Genomic DNA, 18,768 nt, shown 5'->3' with positions numbered 1-18,768 from the left:
AGGCCATGCGCAAATCGGCTACCATGGTTGCAAACTTCTAGGAGAAAGGGCCGCCCATGTCGGTCGATATAGCCACGTATGTCCACGATCTTGCCGTTGCCGCTAAGGCAGCGTCGGCCTCGCTTGCCACGGCGAGCGACGAGCAGCGCCAGGAGGCCGTGCGCGCCATGGCCGCAGCGCTGCGCAACGGTATCGACTCCATCGTCGCCGCCAACGAGCTCGATATGTCCGCCGCGCGCGATGCGGGGACCTCGGCGGGGCTCCTCGACCGTCTGCTGCTGACGCCCGAGCGCGTTGAGGGTATGGTCGCCGGCCTGGAGAAGCTCGCCGAGCTGCCCGATTCTGTCGGCCGCGTGCTCGACCACCGCGTGCTCGCAAGCGGCGTGGACCTCACCCGCGTGAGCGTGCCGTTGGGCCTGGTCGCCATGGTGTACGAGGCGCGCCCCAACGTGACGGCCGACGCCGCGGGCATCTGCATCCGCACCGGCAACGCCTGCATTCTGCGCGGCGGCTCGCTGGCCTATCACTCGTGTGCCATGATTGCCGAACTGCTGGCCGATGCGCTCGAGGCCAAGGGCTTCCCGCGCGAGGCCGTGTCGATGATCGAGTCTACCGACCGCGAGGCCACCGGCGAGCTCATGAAGCTCCGCGGCGTCGTCGATGTGCTCATTCCGCGTGGCGGTGCGGGCCTGATCCAGCGCTGCGTGCGCGAGTCGCTCGTTCCGGTGATCGAGACGGGCACGGGTAACTGCCACATCTACGTGCATGAATCCGCCGACTTCGATAAAGCGCTCAATATTATCATCAACGCTAAGACGCAGCGCGTGGGCGTGTGCAATGCCGCCGAGTCGCTGCTGGTCGACCGTGCCGTGGCCGATGCGTTTTTGCCCGCGGTCGTGGCCGTGCTGCATGACCACGGCGTGCTCATTCACGGCGACGAGGCCACGTGCGCCGCATGCGCCGACGCCGGGCTTGCCGAGGGCGATGACTACGTTGCCGCGACTGAGGAGGACTGGGGTCGCGAGTATCTGGCGCTCGAGATGAGCGTGAAGGTCGTGGCGAACGAGGACGAGGCCATCGCGCACATCAACCGCTACGGCACGATGCACTCCGAGGCCATCGTTGCAGAGGACACGGATGCTTGCGAGCGCTTCCTGGACGAGGTCGATGCCTCGGCCGTGTATGCCAACGCCAGCACGCGCTTTACCGACGGCGGTGAGTTTGGCCTGGGCGCCGAGATTGGCATCTCGACCCAAAAGCTCCACGCCCGCGGCCCCTTTGCCGCCGAGGCCCTCACCACCTACAAATACAAGCTCCGAGGCACCGGCCAGGTCCGCCCCTAACGCCCGCGCAAACAAAAACCACCACAAAGGTGCCTGTCCCCTTTGTGATGGTTTTGGAATTAAGCCTGAAAGGTGTCGCGGTCGGGGGCGAAGGACTGCATGGCCGCGATGGTACGGTCGAAGAGCTCGGGGAGCTCCCAGCCCAGCATCTCGGCACCCTGCGTAATCACGTCGCGAGAGCACCCGGCGGCAAAGCGCTTATCCTTGAACTTTTTCTTGAGCGACTTGGTCGTAAAGTCCATGACGCTCTTACTCGGACGCATGATGACGGCAGCACCGATCAAGCCGGTGAGCTCGTCGCAGGCAAACAGGATCTTTTCCATCTGCAGCTCGGGCTTGGGCAGCGAGGTGTTGAAGTCCGACGTGTGCGTCTGAATGGCGCGAATGAGATCGGGAGAGGCGCCCTCGCCTTCAAGGATCTCGGCCGCATAGATGGTGTGGTTCATGGGGTCGTCCTCATGCTCCTCCCAATCTAGGTCGTGCAGCAGACCGACGATGCCCCAAAACTCCTCGTTCTCGGGGTCGAACTCGCGCGCAAAGTAGCGCATGGTGCCCTCGACCGTTTCGCCGTGGGTGATGTGGAACGGGTCCTTATTGTGCTCGTTGAGCAGTTCGAACGCGCGATCGCGGGTGATTCCGGCGGAAAGTGGCTCTGCCATAAAAGACTCCTTGTGCTCGCAGGTATCGCTAAGAATGAATACTACTAGAACGACTAGAACGAAAAAACCACCACAAAGGTGCCTGTCCCCTTTGTGGTGGTTTTTGGCGCGGATGGGTTAGTTGAGGGCGGCTTGGGCTAGGCGGGCTTCGGCGGCCTCCTCGGTGACGCCCAATGCCACGGCGAACTCCTCGATGGAGCGGCGCTTGGCTTCCTTGAGTACACGCATATAGTAAGAGCTGGGCTTTTTATCGGCTTCCTCGGCCTGGCGAATGCGGTGCATCATGGTCTTTGCCACGCGGACCGTCTCGGGCGCGCCCAGCTTGAGCTGCTGCTTAAAGTGCGTCTCCTCAAGCGAGCTGTTGCGCTCGGTAAAGGTGTCGCACTCCAGCTCGTCGTAGTGGCTCAGCAGGTGCTCGGCATCTTGCTGCGAGATGGCAGCGTGCAAACGGTCGGCCTGCGCCACGGGGTACATAAGGATCGTCTGCGCATGTCCCTGCTTGGTCTCGAGCAACAGCATGGGCTGCGGCGTGTCGTCCCTAAAACCGACGACGGTGCAGACTCCCTGACCCGGATGAATGACGTGTTGACCGATTGAGAACATGCTACCTCCAACTTATACGAATTTACGTATGTCTAGAATAACACGCTGACGTGCGCAAATCCTCACTTTATGCAGGAAAAGCACACAACTCTGATAGGTAAGAGTATTCGATAAAAGACACAGCTCATCCACACCTTTATGCATTTTCAACGCGTGCATAATCTGCAGGCAGACCGGCATCTTTGAGTGAGTCCATACAAGCTGTAGTCAATTTTGTGCATATGCAATTTCGATTGGCTTTACCCTGCGACAGTGTCCGTCGCTTGTGATAGAGTGCTACAAACTCTGGCTTTTGCCCTACGAGTGACCAAGAGCTCGGGGGCTTTAACACAAGGAGGATCTATGCCCGAGAAGATTGAAGAGCTGGTACGCGCTGCGCTTGCTGCGGCCCAGGAGGCCGGCGACCTTTCCGCATTTGAACTTGACGATTGCGCTATCGAGCGACCGGCTGACACTTCTCATGGCGAGTGGACCTCTACCATGGCCCTGAAGTCCGCCAAGCTGGCCCACTGCGTCCCGCGCAAGATCGCCGAGGCCATCGTTGCCCATATGCCCGAGGATCCCGCGATCGAGAAGGTTGAGATCGCAGGCCCCGGTTTCATCAACTTCTACCTCTCCGTTGCCGTCAAGAATGCCATCTTTGGCGAGGCTCGCGAGAAGGGCATGGACTTCGCTAAGTCCAACGTCGGTGGTGGCCTGAAGACCCAGGTCGAGTTCGTTTCCGCCAACCCCGTCGGCCCCATGCACATCGGCCACGGCCGCTGGGCCGCGCTGGGCGATTCCCTTTGCCGCGTCATGGACCACGCCGGTTACGACATCCAGCGTGAGTTCTACATCAATGACCACGGCTCTCAGATGAACACCTTCGGCAACTCCATCAGCACGCGCTATATGCAGCTTGCCGACATCATCGCCAAGCAGGGCGTTGATATCGACGAGGCTCACAAGCTGCTGATCGCCGACCGTGACGCCTTTGTTGCCGACGAGAACGACGAGCATCCCGAGACCCATCCGTATCAGGACAACTTTGCCGAGACTCTGGGCAAGGACTCCTACGGCGGCGACTACATCATCGACGAGGCCGCCGAGTTCTGGCGCACCGACGGCGACAAGTGGGTCGACGCCGATCCGCAGGAGCGTATGGAGAGCTTCCGTGAGCGCGGCTATGTGAAGATGGTCGACAACATGCGCGACCTCTGCCATGCCGTCAACTGCGACTTCGATCGTTGGTACTCCGAGCGCTCGCTGTATGTGAAGGACACCGAGGGCGAGACCGCCGGCACCTCCGCCGTCGACCGCGCTTTTGAGAAGCTCGACAAGATGGGCTACCTCTACACCAAGGACGGCGCCCTGTGGTTCCGCTCCACCGATCTGGGCGACGACAAGGACCGCGTCCTGATCAAGTCCGACGGCGAGTACACCTACTTCGCCTCCGACGTCGCCTATCACTGGGATAAGTTCCAGCGCGTCGATCACGTCATCGACATCTGGGGCGCCGACCACCACGGTTACATCGAGCGCGTCCGCTGCGTCTGCGACGCTCTGGGTTACCCCGGCAAGTTCGAGGTTCTACTGGGCCAGCTCGTCAACCTGCTGCGTAACGGCAAGCCCGTCCGTATGTCCAAGCGCAAGGGCACCATGGTGACCCTGCAGGAGCTCGTCGACGAGGTCGGCTCCGATGCCGCTCGCTACACGCTCATCTCCAAGAGCTCCAACCAGATGGTCGACTTCGACATTGAGGCCGTTAAGAAGCGCGACAACTCCAACCCGGTCTATTACGTGCAGTACGCTCACGCTCGCGTCTGCTCCATCCTGCGCCGTGCCGCTGACGTAACGCCTGAGCAGGCCGACGAGATGGGCATGAAGGCCGTTGCCGCCAAGGCCATCGGTGAGAACGTCGATTACTCGCTGCTGACCGACCCGACCGAGCTCGCCCTTTCGCGCAAGCTTAACGAGCTTACCGAGCTGATCGCCAGCTGCGCTCGCGACCGCGCTCCGTTCCGTCTGACGCACTTTGCCGAGGAGCTCGCCGGTGACTTCCACAGCTTCTACGCTGCCTGCCAGGTTCTGCCGAGCGAGGGTCGTCCCGTCGACCCCGAGCTTTCGCGTGCCCGTCTGGCCGCTTGCGATGCCGTCCGCGTGACGCTCGCCCTGGTGCTCACCCTCGTTGGTGTTTCCGCGCCCGAGCAGATGTAACCTGCGGGTCATTTGACCGTGTAGGTTTGGTTTAACTGAGCCCTATAAGCCCGATCTCCCACGGAGGTCGGGCTTTTTTCGCAAACGCCGACGTATTGATGAATTTGGAACTGCTGGAAATACGAAACTATGCCGGTTTACTACGATGAATTGAGGAATTCTAACCACGCCGGCGTTTTGCTAAAAAGTGCAAGGCGTCTACCTGCGGTTTTAGTTCAACAAGTTTCGGAGTGGTCGCGGTTGAGCGATTCATCGTAGTAAACCGCCATAGTTTTGGCGGAGGCAGTCGGATTTGTGGGTGGCAAACAAAGAGTGTCCCTTTTGACTAGTCGTTTATGAACGTCCCCGATGACTAAGTTGCAGGTGACGGCGGTTGTGTTACACTAACGCTGCGTAGTTGACGCAATCATCTCGATACAGATCAATGATGTTCGTTGTTTTGAACGGAACTAGACTGTTTAGCCGCCCTGAAGGTTTATGCAGGGAGCATGTGATCACAGGGCTTGAAAAGAAAGTTGAGCAAACACTGTGTCTGATCAACAGCAAGAAAACGAAATAACGACGACGCAGGCCGCTCCCGCTGCACCGGTTGCGTCGGACCAGGTCGCGGCGCCCGCGCAAGCCTCGGCTCCTGAGACGCCTAAGGCTGCTTCGACGCCTATGCCTGTGGCGGCTGAGAAGGCCGTGCCTGCAACTGGTGAGGAGGCTGCTCCGGCAAAGCCCAAGCTCACGCGCCACACGGCCGAGCCTGCCACTGACGGCGAGGAGGTCACCAAGCCCAAGCGCCGTACCACGCGCACGACGCGCGCCAAGCGCACCGTTGCAGCTGACTCCTCGGCGCCGATTTCCGATGAGGTCGCGCAGGCACGTGCGTTGGCGCAGATTAGCGAGGCTCAGGTGGTGCGCGCCCGCCGTCGTGCTGCCGAGCGCGAGGCCGCGGCTCTGACCGAGCTTGCAGCTCCGTCTGTGCCCGAGACCCCTGCCGCCGACCTGCCGACCGAGAAGCCGGCACCGCGCACACGCCGCCGCACGGCTGCTAAGGCCGAGCAGGTTGCGGAACAGGTAGCCCCCGAGCTCACTGAGGCTTCGGTCCGTTCCGCGGCAGGGGAGGGCGCATCGCCTGCTGAGCCCGCTGTGCCTGTCGAGGCCAGCGAAGTTCCCGTTGTCGATCCGGCTTTGCGCCCGCACCGTCGCGGTCGCAAGCCCAAGGCCTTCGTCGAGGCAGAGAAGGCCGCAGCCGCAGCTGCAGCCGCTCGGGATGCTGCGGCGACCGCCGAGTCTGCAACCGCTGCCGATGCACCCGTCCAGGATGCTACGACTTCCGAGGCCGCTCCCGCCGATGCCGAGCCCGCCGACGTCCGTCCCGGTCGCAGCCGTCGTACTGCTGCTAAGCGCACGTCCAAGGCCAAGGCTGCCAAGAAGGGTGCGTCCGAGGATTCCGCCGAGACGACCGCCGATGCATCGACTGATGTCGTCGAGCCCCAGGACGTCGAACAGCCTGCATCCGAGAAGCCCAAGCGCGGTCGCAAGAAGTCCATTAAGGCCAAGGCCGCCGAGCAGCAGGCTGATGTCGAAGCGCAGGTTAATTCTGGCGCCGAGACCAATGACACCGCTGCGGCCAATGTTGACACCGCCGCAACCGATGGTGCCGCCCCCGCCGAGGGCGAAGACGGCGCTCGCCCCAACCGTCGCCAGCACAAGCGCAACGAGGAGCGCAACGAGCACAAGGACGAGCGCAACAACGACCGCCGCAACCGCCAGCGCGATCGCAAACAGCGCAACAAGGAGCGTAATGCCGCTCCCACCGAGCCCACGCTTTCGCGCGAGGAGCTCGCTGCCATGAAGGTCGCTGAGCTGCGCGAGAAGGCCAAGGAGTTCGAGATCGAGACGACCGGCAAGAAGAAAGCCGAGCTCGTCGAGGAGATCTACGTCACCGCCGCGAAGGCCGAGGGCTTCCGCGACATCAAGGGCATTCTGCAGATTCGCCCGGACAGCTCCGGCATCATCCACGCCCATGGCTACATGAAGTCCAACGACGACGCCTTCGTGCCCGCCTACCTCATCCGCTCCGCGCGCCTGCGCACGGGCGACGTCATCGAGGGCTCGCTGCGTCCTTCGCGCGGCGGCGACAAGCGCGCCGGCCTCGCCAAAATCACGACCGTCAACGGTCTGGACCCCGAGCAGATTCGCAACCGCCCCAAGTTCGGCGACCTCACCCCGGTCTATCCCAATGAGCCGCTGCGCATGGAGCACGGCAAGGATTCCATCACCGGTCGCGCCATCGACATCGTGTCACCGATCGGCAAGGGCCAGCGCGGCCTGATCGTGTCCCCGCCCAAGGCCGGCAAGACTACGATCCTCAAGAAGATCTGCCAGTCCATCTCGATTAACAACCCCGAGGTGCACCTCATCTGCCTGCTCGTCGACGAGCGCCCCGAAGAGGTCACCGATATGCAGCGTTCCATCAAGGGTGAGGTTGTGGCGTCGACCTTCGATATGCCTGCCGACAACCACACTCGCGTGGCAGAGCTCGTCATCGAGCGCGCCAAGCGCATCGTAGAGCTGGGTGGCGACGTCGTGGTGGTGCTCGACTCCATCACGCGCCTCGCCCGCGCCTACAACTTGGCGGCGCCCGCCTCGGGCCGCATCCTTTCGGGCGGCGTCGATTCGGCGGCCCTATATCCGCCCAAGCGCTTCCTGGGTGCAGCCCGCAATATCGAGAACGGTGGCTCGCTTACCATCCTGGCCTCTGCCCTCATCGACACCGGTTCCAAGATGGACGAGGTCATCTTTGAGGAGTTCAAGGGCACCGGCAACATGGAGCTTAAGCTCGACCGCGACCTGGCCGACCGCCGCATCTTCCCGGCTATCGACCCCGTTGCCTCCGGTACGCGTAACGAGGACCTGTTGGTCGACGAGCAGATGCGTCCGTTTGTCTTTGGCCTGCGTCGCATTCTTGCCGGCATGAACAACACCGAGCGCGCAGCCGCATCGTTTATCAAGGGTCTTAAGGGCACCAACACCAACCAGGAGTTCCTGGTGCGTTCGGCCAAAAAACACAGCGACTACGAGCAGACGTTCTAGGTTGTCATCCGCGCGCAGCGATAGTCATCAATGCGATAAAGGGTCGGGGCTTTGAGCCTCGGCCCTTTTCCATAGCGCCGCTCCACGCTTATTTTTGACTGTAAGACTGACGAACAGCAGGTTTCCCGTTTCAATCCGACATCGTCGCTTGCAATCGGCAGGGCGGTTTCGCATAATAGCTTTTAAGCTTCGCGACGGAAAACGCAGATGAAACGAACCATATACCGTTGCTTTGGGGCATAGCCCCGCTTCATCTTCTCTCGCGCAGCCAACTGAATGATGCGATTTGGGTGCTGGAAGATGGGGAGAGCTCATGGCTTCTTCTGATGCAACACAACGAGCAGTCCTTGCCGGACTTTCGTGCGGGATCGGCCTTGCCGCTCCCGTGGTTATGTATGCCGCGACGCTGCCGTTTTCGTCGGTGAACGAGACGGTCGTGGCGGGTGCAGTTCCCTTCGCCGTGGGCGCGGTGGCGGGCGTGGGTATCTATGCCGCCTCGCTGGGTATCTCCGAGTATCGTGCGCAGCGTGAAGAGCGTCTGTTCCAGCCCGATGCCATGGGCGGTGCCGCCAATCTCAATCAGCATCAAAGCGAGTTCAAGACCGCCTCGATTCCAGCTCAGCAGCAGGATGCGATTCCGTACGCTGCGGCTTCTGCTTCTCAGGCTCAGTCGGAGCAGTCTACCTCGGCATTCCTTTCCGGCCTGACTGGTGCGTTCCAGCGCCGTCATGCCGATGATGGTGTCCCTACCATCGCTCGAGCCGCAGATGCTATGGACGAGGCCGAGGCTTGGTCCATGATCGACAGCATGCTCGACGACGATTCGCCGGTTAGCTGCGACCCTGCACGCTCGCGCGACGTCTATCAAGTCGCCATCGACGAGCTCACCAACGGCGGGCAGACCGGCTCCTTCAATCGCGATGATATCGCCGCCGCGGCACGCGCCGTGTCGGGCTCCCAGGCCGCCCCTGCGGGCAGCACGGCGGCTTTCGTGGCACTCGTTGCCAACGCGGCAGTCAATAACGCCTACAGCGCTACCTCGGCGGACGCGAACGCTTCTGCCGATAATTCGTACGTTGATGAAGCCATGACCGCGGACGAGGAGGCCGTTGCCGCCCGCCGTGCCGCCGAAAGCTCGCTTTGGGGCGCTCCTGCCCAGCAGCAGGCGGCTGAGGCTGCGCCGTACAACGCAAACCTCGCCAGCATGCCTATCATTTCCGGTGCCGCGGACATCGATCTCGATGACCTCGATGAGCCTGCAGCCATCACCGCATCGATTGATGCCCAAGATCGCATCGACACCGGCGACCTTCCGGATGCCTCGCTCGAGGTTGATGTCCCCATGGCCGATTACTCGGGCCACGAGGACATGTGGGCCGCTGCCACCGCGATTCTGGACGAGATCGACGAGCCTGCTCCTGTTGCAGCTCCCGCTCCCGTCGCTGCCCCTCAGCCTGCTGCACCCGCCTATGTCGGCCGTCACAGCGCTGTGTTCCCCGAGGATACCGCCCGTATCTCGCGCGAGGGCATCGAGCGAGCCGAGGCTATTGCCGCCGGCATTATGGAAAATCGTCGTCACGAGCGCGTCAATCAGATCCTCGAGGAAGAGATCGAGCGCCTGCAGTCCTCTACCGCCAAGCGTACGGGCCGTGCCTATCTGAGCGTTATCGAGGGCGGTACCGCCAGCTTCGCGCCGCTCCGCGCGGAGGCATAACTTCTGCATGGTTAAGATCAATCGAAAATGGGCGGTCGTGACCTGCCTGATGGCGCTCTTGATCTGGGGCAATTCGCTGGTTCCCGGCTCGGGGTCGGGTTCGCTGAGCCTAACGGTCATGGAAGCTATCCGCGGTTTCCTGCGCGGCGTGGGACTCCCATATGCATGGGTGACCAACTTTGTTGTTCGCAAGTGCGCGCATTTTACCGAGTATATGGTGCTCGGCATCTTGGCAACGCACGCCTTTGATTTTGAGGGCCGGCGCACCTTTGACGTGCTGCTGCCCACGGCGGTGTTCCTGCTGCTGATTCCCTCGATCGACGAGACGATTCAGCTCTTTGTGCCGGGACGCGCCGGCATGATCACCGATGTGATGATCGACTGCTGTGGTGCGGCAACGGGCGTTGTGCTCCGATATCTCTTACGGTCGCTGATGTGCGCCAAAAAGGCCGCCTAGGACGTATTGTTTGGTCCTAGGCGGCCTTTTTTATTTGAGAGCTTATATGAGGCGTGGTGGCGTCGTTCCGTAGGTCGGATTTGCCGGGCGCGCCACGTCCTGTGGGTGCGTCTGCTACTGAAGCGCCTGTGCGCCCAGGGCCAGGCAGCCCATAATGCCCTGCTTGCCCTCGAGGCTGTTGTTGACGATGTAGCTATCGATGTCGGCCATCTCGGGCGTGACGATGTAGCCGTTGAGCATCTCGGCGCACTTCTTGCGTGCGAGCGGCACGATGGGGGTGTGGTCGGCCACGCCGCCACCGATGACGATCTTCTGCGGTGCGTAGCACAGGATGTAGGTCATGAGCGCCTGCGCCAGATAGCCGGCGAGCAGGTCCATGGCCTCCGAGTCATCGGCCATCTCTCCGGCGCTCTTGCCACCCCAGCGCTTTTTAACGCCGGGGCCAGCGATGAGGCCCTCGAGGCAGTTGTCGTGGAAGGGGCAGCCGCTGTGCTCGCCAATGGTGTCGCGCGGGTCGCGCGTGACCAGGATGTGACCGGCCTCGGGGTGCATCATGCCGTGCACGAGCTGGCCGCCCGAAAGCACGCCGGCGCCCACGCCGGTGCCGATGGTCAGATACACCACGTCCGTGAGGCCTTGGGCGCAACCAAAGGTGACCTCGCCCAAGCAGGCGACGTTGACGTCGGTATCGTAGCCGCAGGGAATGTCGAGCTCGTTTTGAATGGTGCCCAGCAGGTCAAAGTAGCGCCATGCCGTCTTGGGGGTCTCCAAGATCTTGCCGTACTGGGGCGAGGCGGGGTTGACTGCGGTGGGGCCAAAAGCTCCGATGCCCAGGGCGGCGATGCCTTTGTCTGCAAACCATGCGTTGACGGCCTCAACGGTCTCCTGCGGGGTTGTGGTCGCAATCTGCTCGCGCTCCAGGACCGTGCCGTCCGCATAGCCCGTGGCGCACACCATCTTTGTGCCGCCGGCCTCGAGCGCTCCGATAAGCTGCTGCTCTGCCATAGCGTCCCTCTCTATTGGGCGAGTTACTTCACCTCTAAAGTATAGCGCCCTAAAAAACTAAGAAAGCGCTATAAAAAGAAACCTTGCAGCCCAACGGACGATGCGAGGTTTCTTTGGTGCTTTTAGTTGTTGGGCCGTCTCTACCCGCGCGGCTTGATTTTATCTCGCAGGGACTTGAGGTTCTCGAGTGCTGCGTTGAGCGTTTCGTCTCGCTTGGCAAAGTGGAAACGGACCAGATGGTTGACAGGCTCGCGGAAGAAGCTCGAGCCGGGCACGGCGCCCACGCCCACCTTTGAGGCTAGGTCCTCGCAGAAGTCGAGGTCGCTGTCATAGCAAAACTCAGAGATGTCCATCATCACGTAGTAGGCGCCCTGCGGCACGTTGTGCGTGAGGCCGATGCTGTCGAGTCCCTGACAGAATAGGTCGCGCTTGGCGGTGTAGAGGTCGAGGACCTCCTGGTAATAACTGTCGTCGAAGTTGAGGGCGGTGACGACGGCCTCTTGCAGGGGAGCGGCGGCGCCTACGGTGAGGAAGTCGTGGACCTTTTTGATGCGCTCGGTGATTTCGGCGGGAGCGATGGTGTAGCCTAGGCGCCAGCCGGTGATGGAGTAGGTCTTGGACAGCGAGCTGCAGCTGATGGTTCGATCGAACATGCCGGGCAGCGTGGCCATATAGACGTGCTCGTGGGGCGCGTAGACGATGTGCTCGTATACCTCGTCGGTAATGCAGTAGGCGTCGTACTTTTTGCAGAGGTCGGCGATAAAGGTGAGCTCCTCGCGCGTAAAGACCTTGCCGCAGGGGTTGGAAGGGTTGCACAGGACGATGGCCTTGGGATCGTTGTCGCGGAAGGCCGCCTCGAGTGTCTCGCGGTCAAAGTCGAACGCAGGTGGGTTAAGCGGCACGTAGATGGGCTCGGCACCCGAGAGGATCGTGTCGGCGCCGTAGTTCTCGTAGAATGGCGAGAAGATGACGACCTTGTCGCCGGGGTTTGTGACCGTCATCATGGCGGCCATCATGGCCTCGGTGGAGCCGCAGGTGACCACGATGTTCTCGTTGGGGTTGATCGGCATGCCCATAAAGTGCTCCTGCTTGGCGGCAAGCGCCTCACGCATGGCCTGGGAGCCCCAGGTGATGGAGTACTGGTGATAGAGCGGCTTGGGGTCGCTGGCGATGGCGCTCAGGCTGTTGAGCAGCTGCGCCGGGGGATCGAAGTCGGGGAAGCCCTGCGACAGGTTGACGGCGCCATACTTATTGGAGATGCGCGTCATGCGGCGGATGACCGAATCGGTAAACGTTGCCGTACGGTTGGAGAGTTCTTTCATGCTTGTCCTTTCGAGCATTTGCAGTGGGGCAAGTTTACTCCTATGAAACCGGTGGGAATTGCTCGAAATGGTCTCGAAAAACTCTTTTCAAAATTCTTGAAAATTGGGGCTTGCATCGCGTGGCGTTCCTTGCAATAATAGTCGAGCGCGAAGCGCACAGGACACGGTGGGTGTAGCTCAGTTGGCTAGAGCGACGGGTTGTGGTCCCGTAGGTCGAGGGTTCGAGTCCCTTTACCCACCCCAGTTCTTGCTTCGTGATGATATCGGGTCGTTAGCTCAGTTGGTAGAGCAGGGGACTCTTAATCCCAAGGTCCAGGGTTCGACCCCCTGACGGCCCACCACACGATATCTCCTCTAAAGTCCGCCACAACGGACTTTAGCTTTGGGTCGTTAGCTCAGTTGGTAGAGCAGGGGACTCTTAATCCCAAGGTCCAGGGTTCGACCCCCTGACGGCCCACCAAAGATTGTTAAGACGGTCAACTTCGGTTGGCCGTCTTTTTTATTAACCTCGCATGGGGCCGAACCCGTAAGGGCACAGACGCTTTACAAGTCGAGCCTGCCCTGGGGGTCGGTGAATCCGTCTGTACCCTCCTTGAGCTTTTTCTCGTCTGCTTTCACGCGACGTTCGAGCTTCTTTGTATCTTCGGCAGGCGGTAGGTTCTCGGGTACAATTCCGCGGTCGATGAGGCTGCCACGCACGCTTGTGTTGTTCTCGACGTGCTCTTGCTTGATCTGGTCCAGACCGTACAGGTCGTGTTCCTCGGCGTTGAAGGCCGTCATCGAGTTCGTAAGGTCCTTTGCTTTGATGAGAACATCGGCTAGCCTGTCCGCCAATGCCGAGCTCTTGGATACGCCGAGCTGTTGTTTCATTTCCGCCGTGCTTCTGCCGCCGAATAACGCTTCGTCGCCCTTCGACTTGATGATCGCGAATCCTTTGGAGTCCACGCCGCGTTTGAACGCAATACCCGAGAGCTGTTTCTCTGAATCGGATAGCGAGTGGCGCGCCTGTAAGCGCTGAATCTCTGCGAAGCGCTGCTCTATGAGCTCTTGGCGGCGCGTCTGCACGGCAAAGTATGCCTGGGCGAGCGCGATCTCTGGCTTGTTTGAATCTCCGTTTTGGGCGATTAATAGCATGCATAGCGCGTAAGCTTGTAGTCTTTAACCGCGCGAGCGGCGACACCGGCAGTTATCATTTTCGTGGTGTCACGAAAATGGGAATCAACTGGAGTTTTGTTTGTTTCGCACGAGACTTTTGCCCTCTTAACAACTTCGGCGAAGTTCTCCCATCGAGTGTATCCCATGGGTTCCATTAAATCGCGTGCGAGCCAATACTCAACGCCGTCTTCCACATTGGCGTAGCTATCAAGTTCGACACGCCACTTCTCGATATCACTACTGTCCATATCTCCTCCTCGCTGATCTATTGTCTATGCGCGCTTTGCCCGCTCTGTACTCAGAATAAGGATACGCTGCCGTGCGGACACGAATGGGCCCCGTGCCACTTCGAGGTCACGGGGCCCATAGATATCGATTAGTTGTGCTCTGCTCTAGATAGGTGTCCAGTTTAATTCGATCGATAGTGCGAACCCAGGCTTTCGGTCCGCTTGCGCATGGCTTTGACCATCTCCGTTGCCAGCTGATTCTGCGATTGCAGGCGGGCGAGGGCTGCGATCTCGCTGTCTTTGGCATGCGGCTTGCTCAGCGCCGTTGCCTCGTCTTTCAGGCTTTCAAGCTGTTGCAGGGCCTTGGATAGACCTGCTTCGGTCCTGTTGATCATGCAATAGGTACTCATCGTGTGCTTAAGGCTGTGTGTCAGGCGTTCGGCATCTGTTGTGGCAATGCCATACTGAGGGAGGGCGATATCCATCGGAGCGGCCGCCTCGGGAGCGTCCAGCGCTGCTTGGGCTGCCGATGCGCCCGCGATGCGCCCAAACACGATGCCGTTGGCGCTTGACAAGCCGCCGATGCGGTCGGCGCCGTGCATGCCGCCTGTTGCCTCACCGCAGGCGAAGAGGCCCTCAATGCCCGTGTACGCGGTCATGTCGATCTTGATGCCGCCGTTAGCGGCGTGGGCATACATCGCAACGCGCATCTCGTCAGTCGGGGCGATGCCGTGCTCGTCTTGCAGCCAGGTGGCAAAGGTCTGCACAAACTCTGGGACATCCTCGCGAGGGAAGTCGTAGTGGAGTGCCAGGCCTTCGACACTTGTCTGATCGATGACGAGATCGATAGCGCGGGAGGCCAAGCGTGACGTGAAGGGACCATATCCAGAGCGCTGCTCGAGCAGGTCGTCCAGCTTGTCGTCGGCAATATCTACCGGCTGGTCTACATGTACGTAGCGCCAGGTTTTCTCGTTGAAGACCAGGTTGCGCTTGGGCTCGATGAAGCCGGGCATCATCTGCATGAACTCTATATTAGTAAGTGTTGCGCCGTGCGCCAGCGCGATGGCCTGCGAGGAGCTGAGCACATCAGCCGACGTAAGGCTGCGCTCGAACAGGCCGCTTGTGCCACCGGCTGCGATGATCGTGGCCTTGGCGGCAAAGGGCACGATTCGATTTTCGGTGAGGTCGTAGAGCACGGTTCCGGTTATTCTGCCGTTCGTGTCCTCAACAAGGTCGATAAGCTCATGGCGGGGGAGCAGGCGAATGCCGAGCGACTCGATCCGGGCTGTCAGAGCGTCCTCAAGGGGTTTGCGGGTGAGGCCGCGCCACATGCGCGTCTTGTGGTCAAAGCAGGGGATAAACTGCTTTTGCTGGGCGCTCTCGGCGCTTTGCGGACGCTGGAGCTCAACGCCCAGGTCTTGCTCGAGCCATTCAATTGCCTGGGGAATGCCGTGGACAAACGTCTGGACAAGCTCGGGGTCGGCGACGCCGCCACCAACGGTCTGGATGGTATCGATGAGGTCTTGTTCGTCGTCTTCGTTAACGGGTCCGATAAGCCCCAGGCCCCAGGTTCCGGGGAAGAAGCTCGATCCACTCATAGTCTTGCCGGCGCTTGCCACAGCGACGGTTGCGCCCGTGCGTGCCGCTTCGATGGCGGCGCAAAGGCCCGCAATGCCAGATCCAATTACCAGTACATCAGTCGATTCCATCGGATTCCTTTCTCGTCCGGCGCATTGTCGCATGGGTGATCGGCAATGGGGCCGCAAAGACTCGGCAAATCGGTAAAGGGCAAATATGGCAGGTGGGCGTCATGGACGTTCTGACGCTCCGTCTCATCACATCTCGTATTTCGCCCCAACTGATATATCGGCATTAGCTGCCCTGCGACAGCGTAAACAAAAAGAGCCGCTACCCCGAAAGGTAGCGGCTCCAAAGCTCAACTATGTGAGCATCGCGCGGGCGCGACTAGGCCTTGAGGGCCTCCTCGACGGCGACAGCGCAGGCGACGGTGGCACCGACCATGGGGTTATTGCCCATGCCGATGAGACCCATCATGTCGACGTGCGCAGGCACGGAGGAAGAACCGGCGAACTGGGCGTCGGAGTGCATGCGGCCCATGGTGTCGGTCATGCCGTAAGAGGCAGGGCCGGCGCCCATGTTGTCCGGGTGCAGGGTACGGCCAGTGCCGCCACCAGAAGCGACGGAGAAGTACTTCTTGCCAGCCTCGAGGCGCTCCTTCTTGTAGGTGCCAGCGACGGGGTGCTGGAAGCGCGTGGGGTTGGTGGAGTTACCGGTGATCGAGATGTCGACGTTCTCGTGCCACATGATGGCAACGCCCTCGCGGACGTCGTCGGAGCCGTAGCAGTTAACGGCAGCGCGGGGACCATCGGAGTAGGGGATGGTCTCGACGACCTTGAGCTCGCCCGTGTAGTAGTCGAACTGGGTCTTCACGTAGGTGAAGCCGTTGATGCGGGCGATGATCTGAGCGGCGTCCTTGCCCAGACCGTTGAGGATAACGCGCAGCGGCTTCTTGCGAGCCTTGTTGGCGTTCAGAGCCAGGCCGATAGCGCCCTCAGCGGCAGCGAAGGACTCGTGGCCAGCCAGGAAGGCGAAGCACTCGGTGTCGTCGGAGAGCAGCATAGCGCCCAGGTTGCCGTGGCCCAGACCGACCTTGCGGTCCTCGGCGACGGAGCCGGGAACGGTGAAGGCCTGGATGCCCTCGCCGATGATGGCGGCAGCCTCAGAAGCGGTCTTGGCGCCACGCTTGACAGCGAGAGCGCAACCGAGGGTGTAGGCCCACTCGGCGTTCTGGAAGGCGATGGACTGGGTGTTGTTGACGATCTCACGCGGGTTGAAGCCCTTGTCGGTGCAGATCTGCAGAGCTTCCTCGAGGGAGGCGATGCCGTTGTCGGCGAGGCACTTGTTGATCTTGTCAGCGCGGCGCTCGTAACCTTCGAACGTAACAGTCATAGTTATTTCCCTCCCTTTCTACTCGTGAACCGGGAACACGCTGGCGACGGAGTGAGTCTCCTCGTCGGTGCGCGGGTCGATGTACTTGGCAGCGTTCTCCCACTGACCATAGTGGCCCATAGCGCCAGCGATGGCCTCCTCGGGGGTCTTGCCGGCCTTGACGGCGTCGGTGAACTTGCCGAGGTTCAGGAACTCGAATGCGATGATCTCGTTCTTGTCGTTGAGAGCCATGCGGGTGACGTAGCCCTGAGCGAGCTCGAGGTAACGAGCGCCCTTGGCCTTGGTGCCGAACATGGTGCCGACCTGAGAGCGAAGGCCCTTGCCGAGGTCGTCGAGGGAGGCGCCCACGGGCAGGCCGCCCTCGGAGAACGCGGTCTGGCTGCGGCCGTAAACGATCTGCAGGAAGATCTCGCGCATAGCAACGTTGATGGCGTCGCAGACGAGGTCGGTGTTGAGGGCCTCGAGGATGGTCTTACCGGGAAGGATCTCGGAAGCCATGGCGGCAGAGTGGGTCATGCCCGAGCAGCCGATGGTCTCAACGAGGGCCTCCTCGATGATGCCGTCCTTGACGTTCAGCGTGAGCTTGCAGGCGCCCTGCTGAGGTGCGCACCAACCCACACCGTGCGTAAGACCGGAGATGTCGGAAATCTCCTTAGCCTGGACCCACTTGCCCTCCTCGGGGATGGGTGCGGGGCCGTGGTATGCACCCTTGGCAACGGGGCACATGTTCTCCACTTCCTGTGAGTACTGCATGCCTCTCCTCTCTATCGTGTTGGCGTCCCGTCTGGGGGTCGTGGCTGGCGATTGCCGGGCGACCCTTCGAAAGGGACATGACATGCAGCCCCTATAATACCGCGAAATGCACGGAATATTCGGCGAACGGCTCAGTTTTCGTAGCGAGAAGTCCGGAAGTTTAAATTGAAACGGTTTAACTCTATGTTCTGTGGTCGCGAACTTCCGTAGAGGGGGTTCGTCTTGGGCAAGCTTTTGGTCAGCTCTTGTAAGCGTTGCAGGGGCTGACCTGTTGCAACGGTGCCGTTCGCCGCCTATTTACTGCCTTTGGCCGCGCGAGTCTATTGTTTTGCGTGGATGTTTTGATGGCACGCTTCAATCGTGCTGTATTGGATGGCAAGCAGATCCCGGCGAAGGGAGCGCCATGCAGCGCGTTTGGAGAACGGTTACCGGCTTTTACCATGTCTGTGCCCGCGGTACGGGCAAGCAGCTCATCTTTGAGGGCGATGAAGACCGGTGGGAGTTTTTGGAGTTGATGCGCGACTGCTGCCGGGAGGCAGGCGTCACGGTTATCGCTTGGTGTCTTATGGGCAATCACGTGCATCTGGTGCTGGCAGATTACGAGGACGCGATGAGCGCGGCGATGCACCGGCTGCTTTTGACGTACGCGCGGCGGTTCAATAAACGCACGGGGCGCACAGGTCATCTGTTCCAGAACCGTTTTGACCGGCGCTCGCTCGATACCGACTGGCAGGTGATGGAGGCTATTCGCTCCGTACACGCCGATCCACAGGAGGCGGGCGTTGGCCTAATCGAGCGTTATCCCTGGAGCAGCTTTGCGGAGCATTTGCGCGCTTACGACGGTGACGCGGCTGATGTCGCGAGGGGATTTTCTGATCCTTCTTGCGTGCTTGAGCTCTTTGGTTCTGCCGAGGGCTTTATTGCCTATTCACTTTCGACGCCCGACGGCGGCGAGCCAGCGCTGGGCGATATGAAAGAGACGGAGTGGGAACGCCACGCCTTTGCCGGCAAGATGGCTAAGGAACTCGGGGTTCCGCTTCGCGGGGTTAAAGCCGCACCGCCGGCGCAGCGCGATACCGTTATTTTTGGATTGCACGATGCCGGTTTCACGGTGCGCCAGATTGAGCGCTATACCGGGATTGGCAAAAGTACCGTCTCTCGTATTGTGCGTGCCCGCGCGCGGACGGCGATGCGGACTGGCGGAAACGTGATGTAGGGTCGCCTGTGCGCCGCAGATGGGGTCGTCCATACGCCGCAACAAGCGTTCAAAAGCTTGGTGC

At 60.8% G+C, this 18,768-nt stretch carries 15 protein-coding genes and 3 tRNA genes; 9 read left to right on the top strand and 9 right to left on the bottom strand.

The window, feature by feature from the left end:
* Positions 1-56 precede the first annotated feature (56 nt).
* Entirely contained in the window at positions 57-1,343 is a 1,287-nt protein-coding gene (locus tag DWW51_RS00720) for a glutamate-5-semialdehyde dehydrogenase (protein ID WP_117772981.1), read from the top strand.
* Between the two features lie 59 nt (positions 1,344-1,402).
* Here the strand turns inward: DWW51_RS00720 and DWW51_RS00715 are convergent, their stop codons facing one another.
* Complete coding sequence (locus DWW51_RS00715) at positions 1,403-2,002, bottom strand: HD domain-containing protein (protein WP_055252329.1); 600 nt, start codon at positions 2,000-2,002, stop codon at positions 1,403-1,405.
* 117 nt (positions 2,003-2,119) lie between these two features.
* Entirely contained in the window at positions 2,120-2,605 is a 486-nt protein-coding gene (locus DWW51_RS00710) for a CarD family transcriptional regulator (RefSeq protein WP_006235480.1), read from the bottom strand.
* A 342-nt stretch (positions 2,606-2,947) separates the two neighbouring features.
* Here DWW51_RS00710 and argS point away from each other — a divergent pair, with 342 nt between their 5' ends.
* From argS to DWW51_RS00690, 4 genes are all read left to right on the top strand, one after another.
* Positions 2,948-4,801 carry an arginine--tRNA ligase gene (gene argS / locus DWW51_RS00705; protein ID WP_117772979.1) on the top strand — a complete coding sequence of 618 codons (1,854 nt, stop codon included), beginning with the start codon at positions 2,948-2,950 and terminating at the stop codon, positions 4,799-4,801.
* 528 nt (positions 4,802-5,329) lie between these two features.
* Positions 5,330-7,885 carry a transcription termination factor Rho gene (rho, locus tag DWW51_RS00700; RefSeq protein ID WP_369832553.1) on the top strand — a complete coding sequence of 852 codons (2,556 nt, stop codon included), beginning with the start codon at positions 5,330-5,332 and terminating at the stop codon, positions 7,883-7,885.
* A gap of 313 nt (positions 7,886-8,198) precedes the next feature.
* Complete coding sequence (locus DWW51_RS00695) at positions 8,199-9,599, top strand: hypothetical protein (RefSeq protein ID WP_117772975.1); 1,401 nt, start codon at positions 8,199-8,201, stop codon at positions 9,597-9,599.
* 7 nt (positions 9,600-9,606) lie between these two features.
* The gene (locus DWW51_RS00690) at positions 9,607-10,056 is read left to right on the top strand and encodes a VanZ family protein (RefSeq protein WP_117772973.1); all 450 of its coding nucleotides are present in this window, start codon (positions 9,607-9,609) and stop codon (positions 10,054-10,056) included.
* Between the two features lie 114 nt (positions 10,057-10,170).
* On the opposite strand, the gene DWW51_RS00685 is transcribed toward DWW51_RS00690, so the two are convergent.
* Both DWW51_RS00685 and DWW51_RS00680 read right to left on the bottom strand, forming a co-directional pair.
* Positions 10,171-11,061, bottom strand: a complete 891-nt coding sequence (locus DWW51_RS00685; protein ID WP_117772971.1) for an ROK family protein — start codon at positions 11,059-11,061, stop codon at positions 10,171-10,173.
* Positions 11,062-11,201: 140 nt separating this feature from the next.
* A complete protein-coding gene (locus tag DWW51_RS00680; RefSeq protein WP_117772969.1) occupies positions 11,202-12,383 on the bottom strand; it encodes a pyridoxal phosphate-dependent aminotransferase in 1,182 nt (393 codons plus the stop codon).
* A 166-nt stretch (positions 12,384-12,549) separates the two neighbouring features.
* Between DWW51_RS00680 and DWW51_RS00675 the strand changes: the two genes are divergently transcribed.
* The 3 genes from DWW51_RS00675 to DWW51_RS00665 all read left to right on the top strand — a co-directional run bounded on the left by DWW51_RS00675 (position 12,550) and on the right by DWW51_RS00665 (position 12,843).
* Positions 12,550-12,626: transfer RNA gene (locus tag DWW51_RS00675), tRNA-His, on the top strand.
* Between the two features lie 22 nt (positions 12,627-12,648).
* Positions 12,649-12,724 (top strand) — tRNA-Lys (locus DWW51_RS00670).
* A 43-nt stretch (positions 12,725-12,767) separates the two neighbouring features.
* Positions 12,768-12,843, top strand: a tRNA-Lys gene (locus tag DWW51_RS00665).
* A gap of 83 nt (positions 12,844-12,926) precedes the next feature.
* Here the strand turns inward: DWW51_RS00665 and DWW51_RS00660 are convergent.
* The 5 genes from DWW51_RS00660 to DWW51_RS00645 all read right to left on the bottom strand — a co-directional run bounded on the left by DWW51_RS00660 (position 12,927) and on the right by DWW51_RS00645 (position 17,488).
* Positions 12,927-13,517: a hypothetical protein gene (locus DWW51_RS00660; RefSeq protein WP_197032113.1), complete on the bottom strand. Its 591-nt coding sequence runs from the start codon at positions 13,515-13,517 to the stop codon at positions 12,927-12,929.
* Positions 13,508-13,786, bottom strand: a complete 279-nt coding sequence (locus DWW51_RS10250) for a BRO family protein (RefSeq protein ID WP_197032112.1) — start codon at positions 13,784-13,786, stop codon at positions 13,508-13,510. The genes DWW51_RS00660 and DWW51_RS10250 overlap by 10 nt, the downstream gene beginning before the upstream one ends.
* Positions 13,787-13,947: 161 nt before the next feature.
* On the bottom strand, positions 13,948-15,474 hold the full coding sequence (locus tag DWW51_RS00655; RefSeq protein ID WP_117772967.1) for an FAD-dependent oxidoreductase: 1,527 nt from the start codon (positions 15,472-15,474) through the stop codon (positions 13,948-13,950).
* Between the two features lie 256 nt (positions 15,475-15,730).
* Positions 15,731-16,735 carry a GGGtGRT protein gene (locus DWW51_RS00650; protein WP_055252290.1) on the bottom strand — a complete coding sequence of 335 codons (1,005 nt, stop codon included), beginning with the start codon at positions 16,733-16,735 and terminating at the stop codon, positions 15,731-15,733.
* A gap of 18 nt (positions 16,736-16,753) precedes the next feature.
* Positions 16,754-17,488 carry an iron-sulfur cluster assembly scaffold protein gene (locus tag DWW51_RS00645; protein ID WP_006235554.1) on the bottom strand — a complete coding sequence of 245 codons (735 nt, stop codon included), beginning with the start codon at positions 17,486-17,488 and terminating at the stop codon, positions 16,754-16,756.
* A 403-nt stretch (positions 17,489-17,891) separates the two neighbouring features.
* Here DWW51_RS00645 and DWW51_RS00640 point away from each other — a divergent pair, with 403 nt between their 5' ends.
* Positions 17,892-18,704, top strand: coding sequence for a transposase (locus DWW51_RS00640; protein WP_117758332.1), 813 nt, complete (start codon positions 17,892-17,894; stop codon positions 18,702-18,704).
* The last annotated feature ends 64 nt before the right edge of the window (positions 18,705-18,768 follow it).

The sequence above is a fragment of the Collinsella sp. AF15-51 genome (genome assembly GCF_003462845.1).
GTDB lineage: Bacteria > Actinomycetota > Coriobacteriia > Coriobacteriales > Coriobacteriaceae > Collinsella.
This window is presented reverse-complemented; position numbering and strand designations above follow the sequence as displayed.